Source organism: Cryobacterium sp. M91, assembly GCF_002929615.1.
Taxonomy (GTDB): domain Bacteria; phylum Actinomycetota; class Actinomycetes; order Actinomycetales; family Microbacteriaceae; genus Cryobacterium; species Cryobacterium levicorallinum.
Genome location: NZ_PJJT01000090.1, coordinates 150233 through 168336, shown reverse-complemented (window position 1 = coordinate 168336; position 18104 = coordinate 150233). Strand labels below are relative to the sequence as shown.

The 18104-nt window shown below is 63.9% G+C and carries 15 protein-coding genes and 2 tRNA genes; 6 read left to right on the top strand and 11 right to left on the bottom strand.

Annotated features, from left to right (window positions below):
• Nucleotides 1–82 precede the first annotated feature (82 nt).
• The 3 genes from valS to CXY80_RS16425 are packed head-to-tail and all read left to right on the top strand — an operon-like array spanning nt 83 to nt 3420.
• On the top strand, nt 83–2692 hold the full coding sequence (gene valS, locus CXY80_RS16435) for a valine--tRNA ligase (RefSeq protein ID WP_104133112.1): 2610 nt from the start codon (nt 83–85) through the stop codon (nt 2690–2692).
• 8 nt (nt 2693–2700) lie between these two features.
• Complete coding sequence (locus tag CXY80_RS16430; RefSeq protein WP_104133111.1) at nt 2701–3147, top strand: N-acetyltransferase; 447 nt, start codon at nt 2701–2703, stop codon at nt 3145–3147.
• Between the two features lie 3 nt (nt 3148–3150).
• Nucleotides 3151–3420 carry a hypothetical protein gene (locus CXY80_RS16425; protein WP_092450818.1) on the top strand — a complete coding sequence of 90 codons (270 nt, stop codon included), beginning with the start codon at nt 3151–3153 and terminating at the stop codon, nt 3418–3420.
• Between the two features lie 15 nt (nt 3421–3435).
• Here the strand turns inward: CXY80_RS16425 and CXY80_RS16420 are convergent, their stop codons facing one another.
• Nucleotides 3436–4269 carry a class I SAM-dependent methyltransferase gene (locus CXY80_RS16420; RefSeq protein WP_092450820.1) on the bottom strand — a complete coding sequence of 278 codons (834 nt, stop codon included), beginning with the start codon at nt 4267–4269 and terminating at the stop codon, nt 3436–3438.
• A 90-nt stretch (nt 4270–4359) separates the two neighbouring features.
• Here CXY80_RS16420 and CXY80_RS16415 point away from each other — a divergent pair, with 90 nt between their 5' ends.
• On the top strand, nt 4360–6423 hold the full coding sequence (locus CXY80_RS16415) for a M3 family metallopeptidase (RefSeq protein ID WP_104133110.1): 2064 nt from the start codon (nt 4360–4362) through the stop codon (nt 6421–6423).
• Between the two features lie 89 nt (nt 6424–6512).
• On the opposite strand, the gene CXY80_RS16410 is transcribed toward CXY80_RS16415, so the two are convergent.
• The 6 genes from CXY80_RS16410 to CXY80_RS16385 all read right to left on the bottom strand — a co-directional run bounded on the left by CXY80_RS16410 (nt 6513) and on the right by CXY80_RS16385 (nt 12178).
• Complete coding sequence (locus tag CXY80_RS16410) at nt 6513–7703, bottom strand: benzoate/H(+) symporter BenE family transporter (protein ID WP_104133109.1); 1191 nt, start codon at nt 7701–7703, stop codon at nt 6513–6515.
• Between the two features lie 30 nt (nt 7704–7733).
• Complete coding sequence (gene clpX / locus CXY80_RS16405) at nt 7734–9011, bottom strand: ATP-dependent Clp protease ATP-binding subunit ClpX (protein ID WP_092450827.1); 1278 nt, start codon at nt 9009–9011, stop codon at nt 7734–7736.
• 131 nt (nt 9012–9142) lie between these two features.
• Complete coding sequence (locus CXY80_RS16400; RefSeq protein WP_104133108.1) at nt 9143–9841, bottom strand: ATP-dependent Clp protease proteolytic subunit; 699 nt, start codon at nt 9839–9841, stop codon at nt 9143–9145.
• A 27-nt stretch (nt 9842–9868) separates the two neighbouring features.
• Entirely contained in the window at nt 9869–10471 is a 603-nt protein-coding gene (locus CXY80_RS16395; protein ID WP_104133107.1) for an ATP-dependent Clp protease proteolytic subunit, read from the bottom strand.
• 180 nt (nt 10472–10651) lie between these two features.
• Nucleotides 10652–12061, bottom strand: coding sequence for a trigger factor (tig, locus tag CXY80_RS16390; protein WP_158251687.1), 1410 nt, complete (start codon nt 12059–12061; stop codon nt 10652–10654).
• 43 nt (nt 12062–12104) lie between these two features.
• Nucleotides 12105–12178, bottom strand: a tRNA-Pro gene (locus CXY80_RS16385).
• A gap of 184 nt (nt 12179–12362) precedes the next feature.
• Between CXY80_RS16385 and CXY80_RS16380 the strand changes: the two genes are divergently transcribed.
• Nucleotides 12363–12433: transfer RNA gene (locus CXY80_RS16380), tRNA-Gly, on the top strand.
• Between the two features lie 93 nt (nt 12434–12526).
• On the opposite strand, the gene CXY80_RS16375 is transcribed toward CXY80_RS16380, so the two are convergent.
• Genes CXY80_RS16375 through CXY80_RS16360 form a run of 4 tightly spaced genes read right to left on the bottom strand, consistent with a single transcriptional unit; the run spans nt 12527 to nt 16277 of the window.
• On the bottom strand, nt 12527–14107 hold the full coding sequence (locus CXY80_RS16375; RefSeq protein ID WP_104133105.1) for a multicopper oxidase family protein: 1581 nt from the start codon (nt 14105–14107) through the stop codon (nt 12527–12529).
• 45 nt (nt 14108–14152) lie between these two features.
• Nucleotides 14153–15136 (bottom strand): Fpg/Nei family DNA glycosylase, encoded by a 984-nt coding sequence (locus CXY80_RS16370; protein WP_104133104.1) that lies wholly within the window; start codon nt 15134–15136, stop codon nt 14153–14155.
• A gap of 1 nt (nt 15137) precedes the next feature.
• On the bottom strand, nt 15138–15635 hold the full coding sequence (locus CXY80_RS16365; protein ID WP_104133103.1) for a ribose-5-phosphate isomerase: 498 nt from the start codon (nt 15633–15635) through the stop codon (nt 15138–15140).
• A 9-nt stretch (nt 15636–15644) separates the two neighbouring features.
• Nucleotides 15645–16277 carry a DsbA family protein gene (locus CXY80_RS16360; protein ID WP_092450842.1) on the bottom strand — a complete coding sequence of 211 codons (633 nt, stop codon included), beginning with the start codon at nt 16275–16277 and terminating at the stop codon, nt 15645–15647.
• Between the two features lie 166 nt (nt 16278–16443).
• Between CXY80_RS16360 and CXY80_RS16355 the strand changes: the two genes are divergently transcribed.
• Nucleotides 16444–18012: an MFS transporter gene (locus CXY80_RS16355; RefSeq protein WP_104133102.1), complete on the top strand. Its 1569-nt coding sequence runs from the start codon at nt 16444–16446 to the stop codon at nt 18010–18012.
• Nucleotides 18013–18104: the final 92 nt, after the last annotated feature.

Below are 18104 nucleotides of genomic sequence, written 5' to 3'. Positions count from 1 at the left end.
AAAAAGAGCCGATCGGGTAGATTAGACGGGCAGACTTAGGCACGTCACCACCGACACGGTGCCGCATACGAACCGGAGAGCTATGACCACCGCCGATCGCGCCGCAGACAATCGAGTGCCAGAGAAACCAGCCCTCGAAGGGCTCGAAGCTAAATGGGAGTCCCGCTGGGAGACCGACGGCACCTATCGCTTCGCCCGGGAGAACGCGACCCGCGAGACGATCTACTCGATCGACACTCCCCCGCCGACCGCCTCCGGCTCGCTGCACATCGGCCACGTGTTCTCGTACACCCACACAGATGTCGTCGCCCGCTTTCAGCGCATGCGCGGCAAGAACGTGTTCTACCCGATGGGCTGGGACGACAACGGCCTGCCCACCGAGCGTCGTGTGCAGAACTACTACGGTGTGCGCTGCGACCCATCGCTCGGCTACACCGACGACTTCGTTCCGCCGTTCGAGGGCGGCGATGGCAAAAGCGTCAAGGCCGCCGACCAGCTGCCGATCAGCCGCCGCAACTTCATCGAACTGTGCGAAACCCTCACCAAGGAAGATGAGAAGCAGTTCGAAGCGCTGTGGCGCACCCTCGGCCTCTCTGTCGACTGGACCCAGACTTACCGCACCATCGGCCAGGAAGCCTTGTTCACCTCGCAGCTGGCTTTTCTCGGCAACGTCGAACGCGGCGAGGCATACCAGGCGATGGCACCGACCCTGTGGGACGTCACGTTCCGCACCGCGGTCGCCCAGGCCGAACTCGAAGACAAGGACATGCCGGCCGCGTACCACCGGGTGTCGTTCGCAAAGCCCGACGGCACCACGATAGAGATCGAAACGACCCGCCCCGAGCTGATGCCGGCCTGCGTGGCGCTGGTGGCGCATCCGGATGACGAACGGTACAAGCACCTGTTCGGCACCACGGTGACTACCCCCGTGTTCGGCGTTGAGGTTCCGGTGCTCGCCCACCACCTCGCCCAAAAGGACAAGGGCTCGGGAATCGCCATGATCTGCACCTTCGGCGACGTGACCGACGTCGTCTGGTGGCGGGAGCTCGATCTGCCCAACCGTGCAATCATGGGCTTCGACGGTCGCATCATGGCCGAAGTGCCAGAGGCGATCACCTCCGAAGCCGGCCGTGAAGCGTATGCGCAGCTCGCCGGCAAGACGGTGTTCGGTGCGAAAGCGGCCGTGGTCGAGCTGCTGAAAGCCAGCGGCGACCTGATCGGCGAACCCAAGCCCATCGTGCACGCGGTGAAGTTCTTCGAAAAAGGCGACAAGCCGCTCGAAATCGTCTCGACCCGCCAGTGGTATATCCGCAACGGTGCTCGCGACGAAAAGCTGCGCGCCCGCCTGCTCGAGCACGGCACCGAGCTGGCCTGGCACCCCGAATTCATGAAGGTGCGTTACGAGAACTGGGTCAACGGCCTCACCGGCGACTGGCTCGTCTCGCGTCAGCGCTTCTTCGGCGTGCCACTGCCGGTCTGGTATCCGCTCGACGCCGACGCCAACCCGGTCTTCGACCAGCCGATCGTCGCCACCCGCGACCTGCTGCCGGTTGACCCCTCGTCGGATGCCGCCCCCGGCTACACCGAGAGCCAGCGCGGCCAGGCCAACGGTTTCGTCGGCGAGGTCGACGTGATGGACACCTGGGCCACCTCCTCGCTCACCCCGCAGCTCGCCGGCGGCTGGGAGCGGGACCCGGAGCTGTTCAACCTCGTCTTCCCGTACTCGCTGCGACCGCAGGGCCAGGACATCATTCGCACCTGGCTGTTCTCCACCCTGCTGCGCGCAGAGCAGCAGCACGGCAAGTCACCCTGGCAGCACGCCGCGCTCAGCGGCTTCATCGTCGACCCCGACCGTAAGAAAATGTCGAAGTCGAAGGGCAACGTGGTCACCCCGGCCGACATGCTCGAAAAGCATGGTTCCGATGCGGTGCGCTACTGGGCGGCATCCTCTCGCCTGGGCACCGATGCGGCCTTCGATCCGCAGAACCCGACGCAGATCAAGATCGGCCGTCGCCTCGCCATCAAGATTCTCAACGCGAGCAAATTCGTCTCCATGTCGCAGGGCAGCATCGACGCCCCGGTGACCGAGCCGGTCGACCAGAGCATGCTCGCCGGCCTGACCGCCGTCGTCGCCCAGGCCACGACCGCGTTCGAGAACTATGACCACGCTCGGGCGATGGAAACCACCGAGAGCTTCTTCTGGACTTTCTGCGACGACTACCTCGAACTGGTCAAGGAGCGCGCCTACGGCGAGCCCGGAACCGGTCAGGCTTCCGCTGTTGCTGCGCTGCGCACCGCGCTGGCCACCCTGCTGCGCTTGTTCGCACCGTTCGTGCCGTTCGCGACCGAAGAAGCTTGGTCTTGGTCGAATGAGGGTTCGGTGCACACCGCGCCGTGGCCCGTCGCGGCGGACCTGCTCGGCAGCGATGAGGTTGCCACCGGCAACATCGCCCTGCTGGATTTGGCCAGTCGCGCGCTCACCGGCATCCGTCGGGCTAAAACGGATGCCAAGGCCTCCCAGAAGTCCGAGCTGGATTCCGCAGTGATCTGCGGTGCACCGGCCGAAATCGCGCTGCTTACCCTGGCCGCCGCCGATCTCAAAGCGGTCGGCCGAATTCAAGAATTAACCTTTGTCGACGGCAGCGAACTCGCCGTGACCGACATCGTTTTCGCCACCGTGTTGGAAAGTTAGGAAACCAGATGTCAGTTACCGTACGCCCGCTGGGTGACAAAGATTTCTTCCCCTGGCTGGGCCTGTTTGAGGGTTACAGCGCGTTCTACGCGAGCGAGTTGACCGACCAGATCGCGCTGCAGGTCTGGAGCTGGATCATCGACGCGAACAACTCTCTCGACGGTGCCGTCGCGGTCAATGACGCCGGCGACTTCGTCGGTTTCGCGCACTACCGCACCGTGCCGCGCACGCTCAGCGGCGATCATGCACTCTTTCTCGATGACCTGTTCGTGGCCGAGGATTCCCGCGGCCAGGGCGTCGCAACGCAGCTGATGGATTTCACCAAGTCCTACGCGCGAGCGCGAAAGCTGGCCCAGGTGCAGCTGCTGACCGCCACCGACAATGCCACCGCCCAGGTGCTCTATGACCAGGTCGGCACCCGCACGGACTGGGTCACCTACGAGATCGACGTCTAAGTCATGCAACTCGGCACTCGCTGGTCGCTCGGCGGCACCCTGCCCGCCGGCCTCCCCCACGTCGTGGAAATCGCCCTGCACACCGTGGAGGAGGACCTCGCTGCCCTCGCCGTGGACACCAGCACCTGGCGCTGGACACTGACGTGGCTGGAGTCCAAGCCGGTGATCGAGCTGGACGATGGCACCATCATTCGGTTCAACCCGGTCGATGACAGCGCCACCATCACGCAGCCGTCCACCAACACGGATGACGATGACGAGGAGTGGATCTAACCCGTAACTCCTGGGTCAATCCCGCGCAAGAATTTCGCCGTGCGGCATGCCGAACCACCCGGTCGGATCGCGCAGCCACACGCGCCAGGCGGCCGCCATCCGTTTGAGATCGGCCAGCTCGGCCACGCCGGCTTCGATTGCGTGCGCCGCGAAGCTCGACTCGGTCACGCGCACAGCCCAGGATTCTCCCCACCATTCCCGTTCGGCATCGGACGCGAAACACCACATGGAGGCACTACTCGTCACGCTGGTGAAGCCCGCCGCCAAAGCCCACGCTTTCAGCGAGCGTCCGGCGTCCGGGTCACCGCCGTTCCAGTAGTGCACCTCGCGGTAGACCCGCATCCACTCGGTGAGACCATCGATCACGGGAGCAATCATCACTCCCCCGTAGTCGACGTCACGGGCGGCGAAGACGCCGCCGGGCCGCAGCACTCGCCGAATCTCGGCCATGGCGGCGACGGGACGGGCCAGATGCTGCATCACCTGGTGGGCGTGCACAATGTCAAACGACGCATCCGGAAAGTCCAACGCGTAGATATTTCCGACCTGGAACTGCGCGTTGTGCACTCCCGCATCGGCGGCCAGCCCGGCTGCACGCTCGACGATCTCGGACGACGCGTCCAGGCCGACAACTCGGCCGGGGGCGATCCGACGGGCCAGATCAACCGTGATCGTGCCGGGTCCGCAGCCGACATCCAGCAGCACGCCGCCGGCTGCGAGCTCGGGAATCAGATAGGCGGCCGAGTTGGCCACCGTGCGCCAGGTGTGTGAGCGCAGCACGCTTTCGTGATGACCGTGGGTGTACTGGTCACGTGGAGCGGACTCGGAGCTCGCGGTCTGGTCTGTCATGGTCAGATCCTACGACCCCGCGGCAGCCTGCGGCTGATTTGCGCGCCGCGCGCTGGCGAGCGTGCTCGGGCCGGTCGCTAGTCTGGGAGTATGGCTTCCACCGCGAACAATCCCTTCTTCGCCCGCAGTACGCTGCCCTACCAGCTGCCGCCCTTCGCGCAGATTGCCGACGCCCATTACCGGCCGGCTTTTGTGCAGGGCATGACTGACCAGCTCGCCGAGGTCGCTCTCATCACCGGCACAGCGGATGCGCCCACCTTTGAAAACACGTTCGTCGCCCTCGAGCGCAGCGGGCAGACCCTGGGTCGGGTTGCCGAAGTCTTCTTCAACCAGAGTTCGTCAGACTCCAGCGACTTCACCAACGACCTCGAAGAAGAACTCGCGCCGTTGCTGGCCGCCCACGCCGATTCGATCCGACTCGATCCCGCACTGTACACGCGCATCTCCGCCGTGCACTCGCAGCGAACGAGCCTGAGTCTCGATGCCGAGTCGCTCTATCTGATCGACCGCTACTACACCGAGTTCACGCTCGCCGGAGCCGGGCTCGACGATGAAGACAAGCGGGCACTGCGTGATTTCAACTCACGCCTGTCGACCCTGACCACCCGCTTCGAGAAGAATCTGCTGGCCGATACCAACGAACTCGCGTTGGTGATCGACGACGTGGCCGAGCTCGCCGGGCTCACCGACGGCGAGATCTCGGCTGCGGCTGAAGCGGCCGCCGAACGCCGCCTCGACGGTAAATACCTGATCAGCCTCGTTCTGCCCACGTCGCACCCGTACCTCGCGAGCTTAACCAACCGGAGCGTGCGGGAACGGTTGCTGACGGCGAGCCGGGCCCGCGGCATCCGTTCTGATGAGGCCGGAGCCGGCAACGACAACCAGCCGCTCGTGATCGAGATCACGCACCTGCGTGCCCAGCGCGCCAGCCTGCTCGGGTTCGACAGCCATGCCGCCTACGTTACCGCCGACGAGACCGCCAAGACTCCCGGCGCCGTCTGGGATCTGCTCGGCGGCCTCGCCCCGGCCGCCGCCCGCAACGCCCTCGTGGAACAGGCCGACCTGCAGGCCGTGATCGATGCCGAGGGCGGTGGCTTCGAGCTGGCGGCCTGGGACTGGGCGTTCTACACGGAGAAGGTGCGCCGGGCGAAGTACGACGTCGATACCGCGGCGATGCGCCCCTATTTCGAACTCGAAAGCGTGCTCGCCAACGGAGTATTCTTCGCGGCCCAGCAGCTCTACGGCCTCAGCTTCACGGCGCGGCCCGACCTGGTCGGCTGGCATCCCGAAGCACGCGTGTTCGAGGTCAGCACCGACGACGGCACCGGTATCGGATTGTACATCGGCGATTTCTACACCCGCGATTCTAAGCGTGGCGGGGCGTGGATGAATTCCCTCGTCTTGCAGTCCGCGCTGCTCAGCACGGACACAACCGTGGTCTGTAACAACCTCAACGTGTCCAGGCCGGCAGCTGGCCAACCCACGCTGCTCACCTATGACCAGGTCACCACGCTGTTTCACGAGTTTGGCCATGCCCTGCACGGGCTGCTCGCCCGCGCGACCTATCCCAAATTCTCCGGCACCAACGTGTATCGCGACTTCGTGGAGTTTCCCAGCCAGGTCAACGAAATGTGGATGCTCTGGCCCGAAGTGCTGGCGAACTACGCCCACCACTACGAGACCGGCGAAGCGATGCCGCAACACCTGGTAAGTCGCATCCAGGCGTCCTCGGCCTTCAACGAGGGATTTCTGACCAGCGAATACCTCGCCGCCGCGCTTCTCGACCAGGCCTGGCACCGCATCGACGCCGACACGGTCGTTACCGACGTTGCCCAGTTCGAAGCGGATGCCCTCGCCTCCGTTGGACTCGACAATCCTGCCGTGCCCACCCGTTACGCGAGCACCTACTTCGCGCACACGTTCTCCGGCGGTTATGACGCCGGGTATTACTCCTATATCTGGAGTGAGGTGCTCGACGCGGACACGGTCGAATGGTTCAAGGAGAATGGCGGGCTAACCCGCACCAATGGTGACCGTTTTCGTGATCGGCTGCTCGGCGTCGGAGGTACGAAGGACCCGCTTGAGGCCTACCGCCACTGGCGCGGGCGCGACGCAGCGTTGCAGCCGCTCCTCGACCGCCGCGGCCTGAACTAGGCTGAGGCATCCGCTCAATAGACAACTTTGGTGGGTGCGGACCCGCCGGCACCCACCAAAGTTGTCCACTGAGCCGGGTCCATGGTCGTCTACGCACCGAGGGGCCGCCGCCAGCCAAGCCAGAGCATAAAGATGCCACCGACCACGAGGCCCCAGAACGCCGACCCGATGCCCACAATTGTAATGCCCGATGCGGTCACGAGAAAGGTCGCCATCGCGCTGATGCGGTGTTCCGGTTCTTCGAGCGCGCTGGTCACACTCGTCACAAGCGCACCGAGCAGGGCCAGACCGGCGACGGCAATGATCAAAATGGGCGGCGACGCCGCAACGAGGGCTGTGGCTAGCCCTGACCCGAGTCCAAGCACGAGATAGCCGAAACCCGATGCGACCGTGGCAATCCAGCGTTTCGACGGATCGCGGTGAGCATCCGGACTAGCCATGAGGGCCGCCGTAATGGCCGCCAGGTTCATATTGTGCGCGCCGAAGACCGATCCGAGCATGGTGCCGATCCCCGACCAGACCAGCACCGAACGCGGCGGCGGCCGGTAGCCGAAGGTTGAGAGCACGGCGAATCCGGGAACGTTTTGGCCCGCCATGGTCACGACGAACAACGGCAAGCCGAGGCTCACAATGACGAGCGGATCAAAAACCGGCGCGACGAAGACCAGACCGGGAGCGGATGTCGGTGCTGACAGCCAGCCCGTTCCCGCGGTTATGCCGATACCGATCGCCGCCACGACCATGGCCATCGGGACCGCCCAGCGCGGGGCCAGCCGGTAAAGCACCAGCCACACCAGCACGACGGGAATCGCCAGCAGCGGCTGTTCAATTGACGCCTGAATCGGCGCGAGACAGATGGGAAAGAGGATACCGGCCAGCATCGCGCCGGCGAGGGGCCTCGGGATGCTCGTGATGACCCGTCCGAGCGGCGGCCAGACGCCACAGAGCACGATGACCGCACCGCAGACGAGAAAGGCGCCGACGGCCGCGCCGAAGTTGTCGGTCGTGGCGCCCGCCGCGACGAGGAGTGCCGCGCCGGGTGTTGACCAGGCAAATGAGATCGGCATGCGAAAGTACAAGGGCAACGCGATGCAGGCCAAACCGACGAGTAGGCACAGCGCCAGCAGCCCTGAAGACGCCTGAGCTTCGGAGGCGCCGACGGCGCGCAGCCCCGCAATCACCAACACGAACGAACTGGCAAACCCGGTGATCGCGGCGACAATGCCGGTCGAGATCGGCTGAAACACACCGGGGCTTGCGCCGGATGACTGCTCGCTCATCGTCGCTCCCCCATGCGACTATTCAGCGGCCTACGCCGACTTCACCTGACGGGTCTTGTGCAGAACCATTTCAGCGGGGGCATTGTTCAACACGGTGTCGCGGGTGATGATGACCCGCTCGACGTCGGTGCTGGAGGGCACCTCGAACATGACCGGGCCAAGCACTTCTTCGAGGATGGCGCGCAAACCGCGGGCACCGGTCTTGCGAAGCACAGCCAGGTCGGCAATGGCTTCCAGGGCGGGCTGCTCAAATTCCAGCTCAACGCCGTCGAGCTCGAACATGCGCTGATATTGCCGCACGAGCGCGTTCTTGGGCACGGTGAGAATCTGCATGAGCGCCACCTGGTCGAGCTGGGTGACCGTCGTGACGACGGGAAGCCGGCCGATGAACTCGGGAATCAGCCCGAACTTGTGCAGGTCTTCGGGCAGAACCTCGCTGAACAGGTTGATGTCGTCGCCCTTGATGTGCAGCGGAGCGCCGAAACCGATCCCCTTCTTGCCGGCCCGAGACGAGATGATGTCTTCGAGCCCGGCGAAGGCGCCGGCCACAATGAATAGTACGTTCGTGGTGTCGATCTGAATGAACTCTTGATGCGGATGCTTGCGCCCACCCTGTGGGGGCACGGAGGCAATGGTGCCCTCGAGGATCTTCAGGAGCGCCTGCTGCACGCCCTCGCCGGAGACGTCGCGGGTGATCGACGGATTCTCGGCCTTGCGAGCGATCTTGTCGATCTCGTCAATGTAAATAATGCCGGTCTCGGCGCGCTTGACGTCGTAGTCGGCGGCCTGAATCAGCTTGAGCAGAATGTTCTCGACGTCTTCACCGACGTAGCCGGCCTCGGTGAGGGCCGTCGCATCCGCTACGGCGAAGGGTACATTGAGACGCTTGGCCAGGGTCTGGGCCAGGTAGGTCTTGCCACAGCCGGTCGGGCCGATCAGCAGAATATTGGACTTGGCAATCTCGACATCGTCGTGGATCGCCTCGGCTGCGGTGAGCGTGGCACGAGACCGCACACGCTTGTAGTGGTTGTACACGGCGACGGCGAGGGCACGCTTGGCGGGTTCCTGGCCGATGACGTATTCCTCGAGGAAACCGAAGATTTCTTTGGGCTTGGGGAGGTCGAATTCACCGGCGGTCGCTTCAGAGCCGGCCTCGGCCAGTCGCTCTTCAATGATCTCGTTGCACAGCTCGACGCACTCGTCACAGATGTACACGCCGGGGCCGGCGATAAGCTGTTGTACCTGCTTCTGGCTCTTTCCGCAGAAGGAACACTTGAGCAGGTCGGCACTTTCGCCTATTCGGGCCATGTCCGCCTCCTCCATTGGTCTCGCTGCAATTGAGCCTAGCCTGTGCGTACGACACTTGCGTGCAGCGCGCCACAAACCGAAACGGCGCGGCGCCCGAAGGCGACGCGCCGCAGCGGTATATAGGTGAGAGGCTACTTTACCAACATCGGAAGGTTCTTGCGGCTGCTCAGAACCTGGTCGATCAGGCCGTACTCGAGGGCCTCGGCCGCGCTCATGATCTTGTCGCGGTCGATGTCCTTATTGACCTGCTCAACGCTCCGGTTGGAGTGGTGCGCGAGGGTCTCTTCGAGCCAGACCCGCATGCGCAGAATCTCGGCGGCCTGAATCTCGATATCCGAAGCCTGGCCGCCACCCTGCCCACCAACCGAGGGCTGGTGAATCAGGATACGCGCGTTCGGCAGCGCGAGGCGCTTGCCGGCGGTTCCACCGGCGAGCAGCACGGCTGCAGCGGATGCCGCCTGGCCGAGGCACACCGTCATCACATGCGGGCGAATGTACTGCATGGTGTCGTAGATCGCCGTCATGGCGGTGAACGATCCACCGGGCGAGTTGATGTACATCGTGATGTCGCGGTCCGGGTCCTGGCTTTCGAGCACGAGGAGCTGGGCCATCACGTCATCGGCGGAGGCGTCGTCAACCTGCACGCCGAGGAAGATAATGCGGTCCTCGAACAGCTTGGCGTACGGGTCTTGGCGCTTGTAGCCGTAGGCGGTGCGTTCTTCGAAGGTGGGGAGGATGTAGCGCGATTCAGGTGCGCCGTTATTAGTCAAGTGCTTGGTCGAGCCGCCCATCGAGCTGTAGGCCGTTCCACCGAATGTGGGGATAGTCATGATTTCTTCCTGTTCAGTTTCGGCGGACTACTTGGTGGCGTCGGCGTCGGGGTCGGTGCCGCCGCCGCCGATGACATCTGAAGCGGATGCGCGGAGATGGTCGACGAAGCCGTACTCGAGGGCTTCCTGCGCACTGAACCAGTTGTCGCGGTCACCGTCGGCGTTGATCTGCTCGGGGGTCTTGCCGGTCTGCGCGGCCGTGATCTCGGACAGGCGCTGCTTCATGTCGAGGATGAGGCGAGCCTGGGTCTGGATGTCAGCGGCCGTGCCGCCGAACCCGCCGGACGGCTGGTGCAGAAGCACGCGAGCGTTCGGGGTGATGTACCGCTTACCCTTGGTCCCCGAGGTAAGCAGGAACTGACCCATCGAGGCTGCCATGCCGATACCGACCGTGACGATGTCGTTGGGTACGAACTGCATCGTGTCGTAGATCGCCATGCCGGCGGTGATCGAGCCGCCGGGAGAGTTGATGTAGAGGTAGATGTCGCGTTTGGAATCTTCCGCTGCCAGCAAGAGGATCTTGGCACAGATCTCGTTCGCGTTTTCGTCACGGACCTCTGAGCCGAGCCAGATGATGCGGTCCTTCAGCAGTCGGTCAAATACACCATTGGTGGGTGTCGGGTCGGCCATGTCGTGCTCCGTTTCAGTTGTCGCTTCTCAATGAATCTATCGGAGCGCGAGCGTCAAAATGGCTCTGTTCGCCCTCGGCAGATTACCGGCCATCGCACAGGTGCCCGGCAGCATGCAAGAGGCCGGCTGGCCAGCACTTCTGAAAAGTACTGGCCAGCCGGCCTTGCACGCACACAGGCACTACTTCTTGGCAGCAGCCTTCTTCTTCTTGGGCTTCTCGTCGGCCTCAGCTGCGACCTCAGCGTCAGCCTCGGCGGCCGGAGCTGCCTCGACTGCGCTGTCAGCAGCATCCGTTTCAACAGCCGTGTCGTCGCCGACCGGGCCGGTGAATTCACTCAGGTCGACCGGCTTACCGTTGGAGTCAACGACCTCGGCCTTGCCCAGAGCAATGGCGAGGGCCTTGTTGCGAGCGACCTCGGCCACCATCGACGGAATCTGTCCGTTGGTGTTGAGCGTCTGCACGAACTCGCTCGGGTCCATGCCGTACTGGCTGGCACCCTGGATGAGGTACTGGGTGAGTTCGTCCTGGCTGACCTTGACCTGCTCGGCTTCGGCGATCGTGTCGAGCAGAATCTGCTGACGGAACGTCTTCTCGCTGGCTTCGGTGACCTCGGCGCGGTGGGTGTCGTCTTCGAGGCGACTTTCGCCCTCGAGGTGACGGTTGACTTCGTCGAGGATGATCGCGGCCGGGATCGGAACCTCGACCGAGCCGAGAAGCGTCTCGATGAGACGCTCACGGGCCTGGCTGCCCTGGCCGAAGGCCTTGGACTTCTCAACCTGAACCTTGAGGCTCTCGGTCAGCTCGGCGATCGTGTCGAACTCGCTGGAAATCTGAGCGAAGTCGTCGTTCGCCTCAGGAAGCTCGCGCTCTTTGACAGCGATAACTGTGATGGTGATCTCGGCCGTCTCACCCTCGTGGTCTCCGCCCATGAGGTCGGAGTTGAAGGTCGTGGTCTCGCCGGCGCTGAGCGAGTCAAGCGCCTCGTCGATGCCGTCGATGAGGTCGCCGGACCCAACCTCGTAGGAGATTCCGCTCGCGGTGTCGACCTCTTCGCCGTCGATCGCGGCGTTCAGGTCGATTTGGGCGAAGTCGCCGGTCTTTGCGGGGCGGTCCACCGTGATGAGCGTGCCGAAGCGGCTGCGCAGCTTGTCGAGCTCTTCGGCGACTTCCTCGTCGGACACCGCGACGGCGTCAACGGTGAGTTTGAGGCCGTCGTAGCTGGGCAGGTCGATCTCCGGGCGCACGTCAACCTCGATGGCGAGGAGCAGGTCACCGGAGAAGTCGGTATTGCTCGGCCATTCGACGATGTCGGCCTCTGGACGGCCGAGCGGGCGCAGCTTGTTCTCTTCGACAGCCGCGCGATAGAAACCGTCGAGACCCTCGTTGACGGCGTGCTCCAGAACGGCGGCCTTGCCGACGCGCTGGTCGATGATTGCCGGCGGGACCTTGCCCTTACGGAAACCGGGGATGTTGATGTCTTCGGCAATGTGGCCGTAAGCATGGGTGATGGCTGGCTTCAGCTCGTCGGGGCTCACCGTGATGGTGAGCTTGGCGCGCGTGGGGCTCAGTTTTTCGACCGTGGACTTCACTCGAGACTCTCCTGTGTATTGAAACGGTGTGCTGCGGATAATGTCGGGGCGACAGGAATTGAACCTGCGACTTCTCGCCCCCAAAACGAGCGCTCTACCAAGCTGAGCTACGCCCCGGATCTACTTCGACCCATCGGTACTACTTTGTTGGGGAACCAATCCGGTGGCGCACGCAATAGCTCGCGACACGCGGATTGACCTCAGCCAGTCTAATGCACGCCTTTCGAGCGGATGCGCCCGCACTGGCAAACGACCCCCGGTTTCCTGTACTACGATATTCGAGTGCCCAGATTTTGGGCCTGGGGTCGTAGCTCAATGGTAGAGCCTGAGTTTTCCAAACTTATGACGCGGGTTCGATTCCCGTCGACCCCTCTGTTTAATGCACAAACACTGAGTTTAATGCAGAAACACTGAAAGCCGCCAGCTCAAGCTGGCGGCTTTCTCTCGTTGAGCGGATGCGGACAGCTAGTGACCGTGGGCCGGCGCGAGTGCCCGCGGCCCGCTCCCGACGGCCAGGTTCGACTGTGGAACAATGGCGTCGTGAGCGGTCGGCGGGGTGCCTGCTTCCTCGCCGGGCTCGACCACGACGAACTGGCCCATCATTCCGGCGTCCTCGTGCGAGAGCATATGGCAGTGGAACATATACGGAAAGTCGGGGTCGGTATATTCCGCAAACTGCATAATGAGTTCGTAGCGCACTCCGGGCTCGAGGTAGATCGTGTCCTTCCAGCCGGCCAGCTCGACGGGCGGCGGCTCGGTGCCCACCCGCAGCACCTGAAACTGCACGCCGTGCACGTGAAAGTTGTGGGGCAGCGGCATGGCGTTGTCGACGGTCCAGACCTCGGTCGCGCCGGCCTCGATCGTCTCGTCGATGCGGGTCATGTCCATCAGCCGATTGTTGATCGTGTAACCGTTGAGGGTGAACGACCGGTCGACTGTGGCATCCGCTTGGTCGAGCGGTTCGATGCTCGCGAGGGTGCTGGCGGTCTCCCCGATGCTGCTGAGCGTGTCGGCGGCGCGCAGCTCCAGCACATCGAGGGTGTCGTCACCGGCGTTGCGCGTCGCGGCACTGGCTGAAATGCCGAGGTCTGGCGGGTTCGACTGCAGATTCACCGTCTCCCCCGGCACCAGCTCAACGAGCACTTCGGCGCGTTCCCCCGGCGACAAACGGATGCCGTCCATCGGCGCCGCCTCCTCCAGCAGCCCGCCATCGGTTCCGATCAGGTTGAAGGACCGGCCGTCACTCAATCCGAAGTCGTAAACCCGGGAGGTTGACCCGTTGAGCAGTCGGAGGCGCACCACCTCGGAGGTGACGTCGAGGTAGGGCGCGAGGGTGCCGTTGACGAGCAGCTGGTCACCGATCGGACCGATGTAGCCGCGCACGTCGGTGACGAACTGCCCGTTCTCGTCGAAACGGCGGTCCTGCACCACCACCGGAATATCGTCGACGCCGTAGCTGCGCGGCAGGTTTAGGGCTGCCTCCTCGTCGTCCTGCACGATGAAGACCCCAGCCAGACCCATCTCCACCTGGTGCTCGGTATCGCCTTCCGGGTGCGGGTGATACCAAAGGGTTGAGGCTGGCTGGTCAATCTCGAAGTTGGGGCTCCATTCGGCGCCGGGCTCGACCATCTGGTGCGGTCCACCGTCCATTTCGGCGGGCAGATTGGCGCCGTGCCAGTGCACGGTGGTGGCTACATCGAGGTCATTGTTGACGTTTATGCGCACGTTTTCGCCGCGCCGGGCGACGATCGTCGGGCCGAGGTAGCTGCCGTTGTAGCCCCAGGTCTCGGTCACGACGCCCGGAGTGAACTCGGTCGTGCCAGCCTCCGCCGTGAGGTCGAACACCCGCTCACCGGCGGCATTGACGGTTGATTCGGCGAGCGGCGGCATCGCGAGCGGGTTGACGAAGTCAACGCTGCCGACCGTGTCGATCACGCCGGCCCCGTCTTCGCCGGAACACGCGGTGAGGCCGAGGGCCAACACGACCGCGCCGACGACGCTCACAAAGGTTGCGACGCGAAGACGGGGCCTGGCAATTCGGATCATGCTTCTATTTTCGCAGTCCACCCAGTGCGCTGACACCACAGGGACTCAGGCCTGGCAGCACGGGCACCAGTACAGCTTGCGGGCGGCCATCTCTTCAAGCACGATGTGGGTGCCGCAGACCCGGCAGGGCAGCCCCTCCCGCTTGTACACCCAGTGCCGGTCGGCCCGATTCTTCATGGCGAGTCGGTACGGCTCGCCATCGAGGCCGTCCATGGTCATCATCTGGCCGGTCGCCACACCGATGTGAAGGAGGTGTGCCCAGTCGCTCCACAGGTCGCGTACGGTTTCGGCGCTGAGCGATTTTCCGGGCGCGTGCGGGTTGAGTCCCGCGCGAAAGAGCATTTCGGCGCGATACACGTTGCCGATTCCGCTGACCACGGTCTGGTCCATCAGCAGGCGGCCGATCGGCGTGGGCTTCTTGCGCACGACGCTGACGAAGCGCTGCTCCGCTTGCGGGCTGTTGTCCAGTTCCGGGTCGGGGCCGAGTTTGGCGATGACGGCCTCGACCTGGGACGGGTCTAGCACCTCGCAGGCGGTCGGTCCGCGCAGGTCGGCACACACCGTGTCGCTGAGCAGCCGCACCCGCACCTGACCGACCGGCTCCGGTGGGAAAGCGTCGGCGAGGTCGATCTCTTTCTCCTGCTCCGACATGCGCACCCGGGTGCGGCGGGGCGCACCGATGCTGAAGATCGAATTCTCCCCCGCGGCGTCAAACGTTGGTAGATCCGTGCCGTGCTGGTTGGTTTGCCCCATCCGGCCGTTGGCCGAAGCCATCGTGGCATCCATCTGAATCTCGCCGCTGAAATCCCACGCCCCATACATGCCCAAGTGGATGCGCAACCACAACCAGTGGTCGAACTCCAGAAACATCTGTTTGCCGACGGCGCGGGCATCCGTCACCGTGTGCCCGCTGAGCTGGGCGGCACCGATCACGAACCGTCCCTGCGGTGAGGAGACGGTGACCCGGTGACCGACGAAGTTGCGCTGAAACTGGCGGGTGATGCGGTGAACGGAGTGGCCCTCTGGCACCTCAGTTCACGACGCCGTCGACGTCTTTTCCGGCGATGGTTCCGGTCGTTTCATACTCTCCGAGCTGGTGGATACGACGCACGTGACGCTCCTCGTCGGTGAACGGCTCGGCGATGAACGCGTCGATGAAGCTGGTGGCTTCCTCGATGGTGTGCTCGCGGGCACCGATGGAAATAACGTTGGCGTCATTGTGCTCACGGGCCAGACGGGCCGTGCTGAGGTTCCAGACCAGGGCGGCGCGGGCACCGGACACCTTGTTGGCGGCCATCTGCTCGCCGTTGCCGGAACCGCCGAACACGACGCCGAGCGCTTCGATGCCGCTTTCTCGGTCGTCGACGGTGGCCTGCGCTGCATTAATACAAAAAGCAGGGTAGTCATCGAGGGCGTCGTAGGTCTGGGGCCCGTGATCGACGACCTCGTGCCCGGCCGCACGCAGGTGCGTGATCAGGTGGTGGCTGAGGTCGAGACCGGCATGGTCCGTGGCGATGTGGATGCGCATATGAGCAGTCTATTTTGTGCTGGCCGACGTGCTGACGGCCTGGGCGAAAATAGGCTCGCGGGTTCGACTGCGCTTGAGTTCGAAGAATCCGTCGTAGCTCGCCAGCGCGACGACGCCGTCCCAGAGGGCCAGGGCCTGCTCACCCATCGGGGCCGGGGAAATGACCGGGCCAAAGAAAGCGACACCGTTCACCGCGATCACGGGCGTTCCGACGTCCTGGCCGACCCGGTTGATGCCGTCAAAGTGGCTCGCCCGCATCTGACGGTCGTACTCGTCGCTGTCGGCGTAGGCGGCGAAGCTGGCAGGCAGGCCGACCTCGGCGAGCGCGGCCGGAATGACCTCGTCCGGGTTCGTATTGCTGCCTGGGTGAATCTGCTGGCCCAGTGCGTCGTAGAGGGCCTTGACCATCGCCTGGCCGTGCAGTTCATTGGCGGCGGCGACGAGGCGGGTGTACTTGAGCGCCCGCGGAAAGAACGCCGCGTACTCCTCGCTCACCTGCTGATCTTCGTTGAGCACGGCGAGGCTCATGACATGCCAGGTCACCTCGAAATGACGCAGCCGGGCGACCTCGTCCACCCAGCGCGAAGTCATCCAGGCCCAGGGGCACGAGGGGTCAAACCAGAAATCCACAGAATCAGTCATGCAACCAGCCTAAGCGGGGGCGTGCGGTCCCGTTCATCCCCAAACCCGAGAATTCCCATTAGAGCAATGCCCCCCATTCAGGTATTGTCGACGGGTCGAAAAAAAATCTGCAGTATGCAGTACAGCTCTACGTCGCAAGCACAATATCTCCCCGGGAGAAATTAACATGCCCATTGACCGAAGCACGCCCAACGCGAATTCCGGCGCCACGAGCGCCGCCGCGGTGAAGCCCAAAAAGGCTCTCCTGCGCCGCCGCATCTCAGTATCCGACGTCAACGTCGTCGACAAGCCCATTATGAAGCGCGCCCTCGGCGGCACCATCGTGGGAAACACCATGGAATGGTACGACGTCGGTATCTTCGGATACCTCATCACCACCATGGGACCGGTCTTCCTGCCAGAGGCCGACGCATCCGTTCAAACCCTGTTTCTGCTCGGAACCTTCGCCGCGACGTTCTTCGCCCGACCGCTCGGCGGCGTGTTCTTCGGCTGGCTCGGCGACCGGATCGGTCGCCAGAAGGTGCTCGCCACCACACTGATTCTGATGGCCGCCTCGACCTTCGCGGTCGGCCTGCTGCCCGGCTACGCGCAGATCGGCGTCTGGGCGGCGGTGCTGCTGGTGTTCGTCAAGCTCGTGCAGGGGTTCTCCACCGGCGGCGAGTACGCCGGTGCGACGACCTTCGTCAGCGAGCACGCACCCGACAAGCAGCGAGGCTATTTTGCCAGCTTTCTCGACATGGGCAGCTACCTCGGTTTCGCCGTCGGAGCCTCGCTCGTCTCGGTGCTGCAGCTCACACTCGGTCAGTCGGTCATGGAAGATTGGGGCTGGCGAATCCCGTTCCTCATTGCCGGGCCGCTCGGCCTGATCGCCATCTACTTCCGTATGAAGATCGACGAATCGCCCGCGTTTCAGGCCACCCTCGACGCCCAGGAAGCCGCCCAGAAGAACCCAGTGGGGGCCACTGCCGAAACCCCTAAGGGCCCGATCCAGATCTTCAAGGCCTACTGGCGCAACATCATCATCGCAATGATCCTGGTCGCCGCCGCGAACACCGTCGGTTACGCGCTCACCTCCTATATGCCCACCTATCTCACCGAGAACAAGGGCTATGACGAGCTGCACGGAACGGCGCTGACCATTCCGATTCTCGTGATCATGGCACTGTGCATCCCGCTGGCCGGCCGCCTGTCTGACCGAATCGGGCGCAGGCCGGTGTTGTGGATCGGAGCCATCAGCACGGTGGTGCTGGCCTACCCGGCGTTCCTGCTGATCGGCATCGGTGACATCTGGTCGACGCTGTTCGGCCTGGCGCTTATTGCGTTCCCGGTCACGTTCTACGTCTCGAACCTCGCCTCGGCCCTGCCGGCCCTGTTCCCGACTGCGAGCCGTTACGGAGCGATGGGTATCTCGTACAACTTCGCCGTAGCCATTTTCGGCGGAACCACGCCGTTCATCATTGCGGCGCTCATCGTGGGCACCGGCAATGACATGATGCCGGCCTTCTACCTGATGGCCACCTCGTTCATCGGGGCGATCGCCATCTTCTTCCTGCGGGAATCGGCCAACCGCCCGCTGCCGGGTTCGATGCCGAGCGTGAACACCGACGAGGAAGCGCACGAACTGGTGAAGACGCAGGACGACAACCCGCTGCTCGACACTGACCAGATGCCGTTCGACCACACCTACGAGCCGCCGACCATCGCCATTCCCATCCAGGAACCGGTCAAGGTCTAGTTCAGTAGTTGCCGGCGGGCGTGGGCGGTTTCGGTCGCGCACGCCCGTTTGTCGTCGGTTGAACGGATGCTCACAGTCGGCCCGCGTAGAAT

Excerpts from the sequence above, each read along its gene's own strand:
- valS (WP_104133112.1), top strand. The coding sequence starts at position 83 with ATGACCACCGCCGATCGCGCCGCAGACAATCGAGTGCCAGAGAAACCA.
- CXY80_RS16430 (WP_104133111.1), top strand. The coding sequence starts at position 2,701 with ATGTCAGTTACCGTACGCCCGCTGGGTGACAAAGATTTCTTCCCCTGG.
- CXY80_RS16425 (WP_092450818.1), top strand. The coding sequence starts at position 3,151 with ATGCAACTCGGCACTCGCTGGTCGCTCGGCGGCACCCTGCCCGCCGGC.
- CXY80_RS16420 (WP_092450820.1), bottom strand. The coding sequence starts at position 4,269 with ATGACAGACCAGACCGCGAGCTCCGAGTCCGCTCCACGTGACCAGTAC.
- CXY80_RS16415 (WP_104133110.1), top strand. The coding sequence starts at position 4,360 with ATGGCTTCCACCGCGAACAATCCCTTCTTCGCCCGCAGTACGCTGCCC.
- CXY80_RS16410 (WP_104133109.1), bottom strand. The coding sequence starts at position 7,703 with ATGAGCGAGCAGTCATCCGGCGCAAGCCCCGGTGTGTTTCAGCCGATC.
- clpX (WP_092450827.1), bottom strand. The coding sequence starts at position 9,011 with ATGGCCCGAATAGGCGAAAGTGCCGACCTGCTCAAGTGTTCCTTCTGC.
- CXY80_RS16400 (WP_104133108.1), bottom strand. The coding sequence starts at position 9,841 with ATGACTATCCCCACATTCGGTGGAACGGCCTACAGCTCGATGGGCGGC.
- CXY80_RS16395 (WP_104133107.1), bottom strand. The coding sequence starts at position 10,471 with ATGGCCGACCCGACACCCACCAATGGTGTATTTGACCGACTGCTGAAG.
- CXY80_RS16375 (WP_104133105.1), bottom strand. The coding sequence starts at position 14,107 with ATGATCCGAATTGCCAGGCCCCGTCTTCGCGTCGCAACCTTTGTGAGC.
- CXY80_RS16365 (WP_104133103.1), bottom strand. The coding sequence starts at position 15,635 with ATGCGCATCCACATCGCCACGGACCATGCCGGTCTCGACCTCAGCCAC.
- CXY80_RS16360 (WP_092450842.1), bottom strand. The coding sequence starts at position 16,277 with ATGACTGATTCTGTGGATTTCTGGTTTGACCCCTCGTGCCCCTGGGCC.
- CXY80_RS16355 (WP_104133102.1), top strand. The coding sequence starts at position 16,444 with ATGCCCATTGACCGAAGCACGCCCAACGCGAATTCCGGCGCCACGAGC.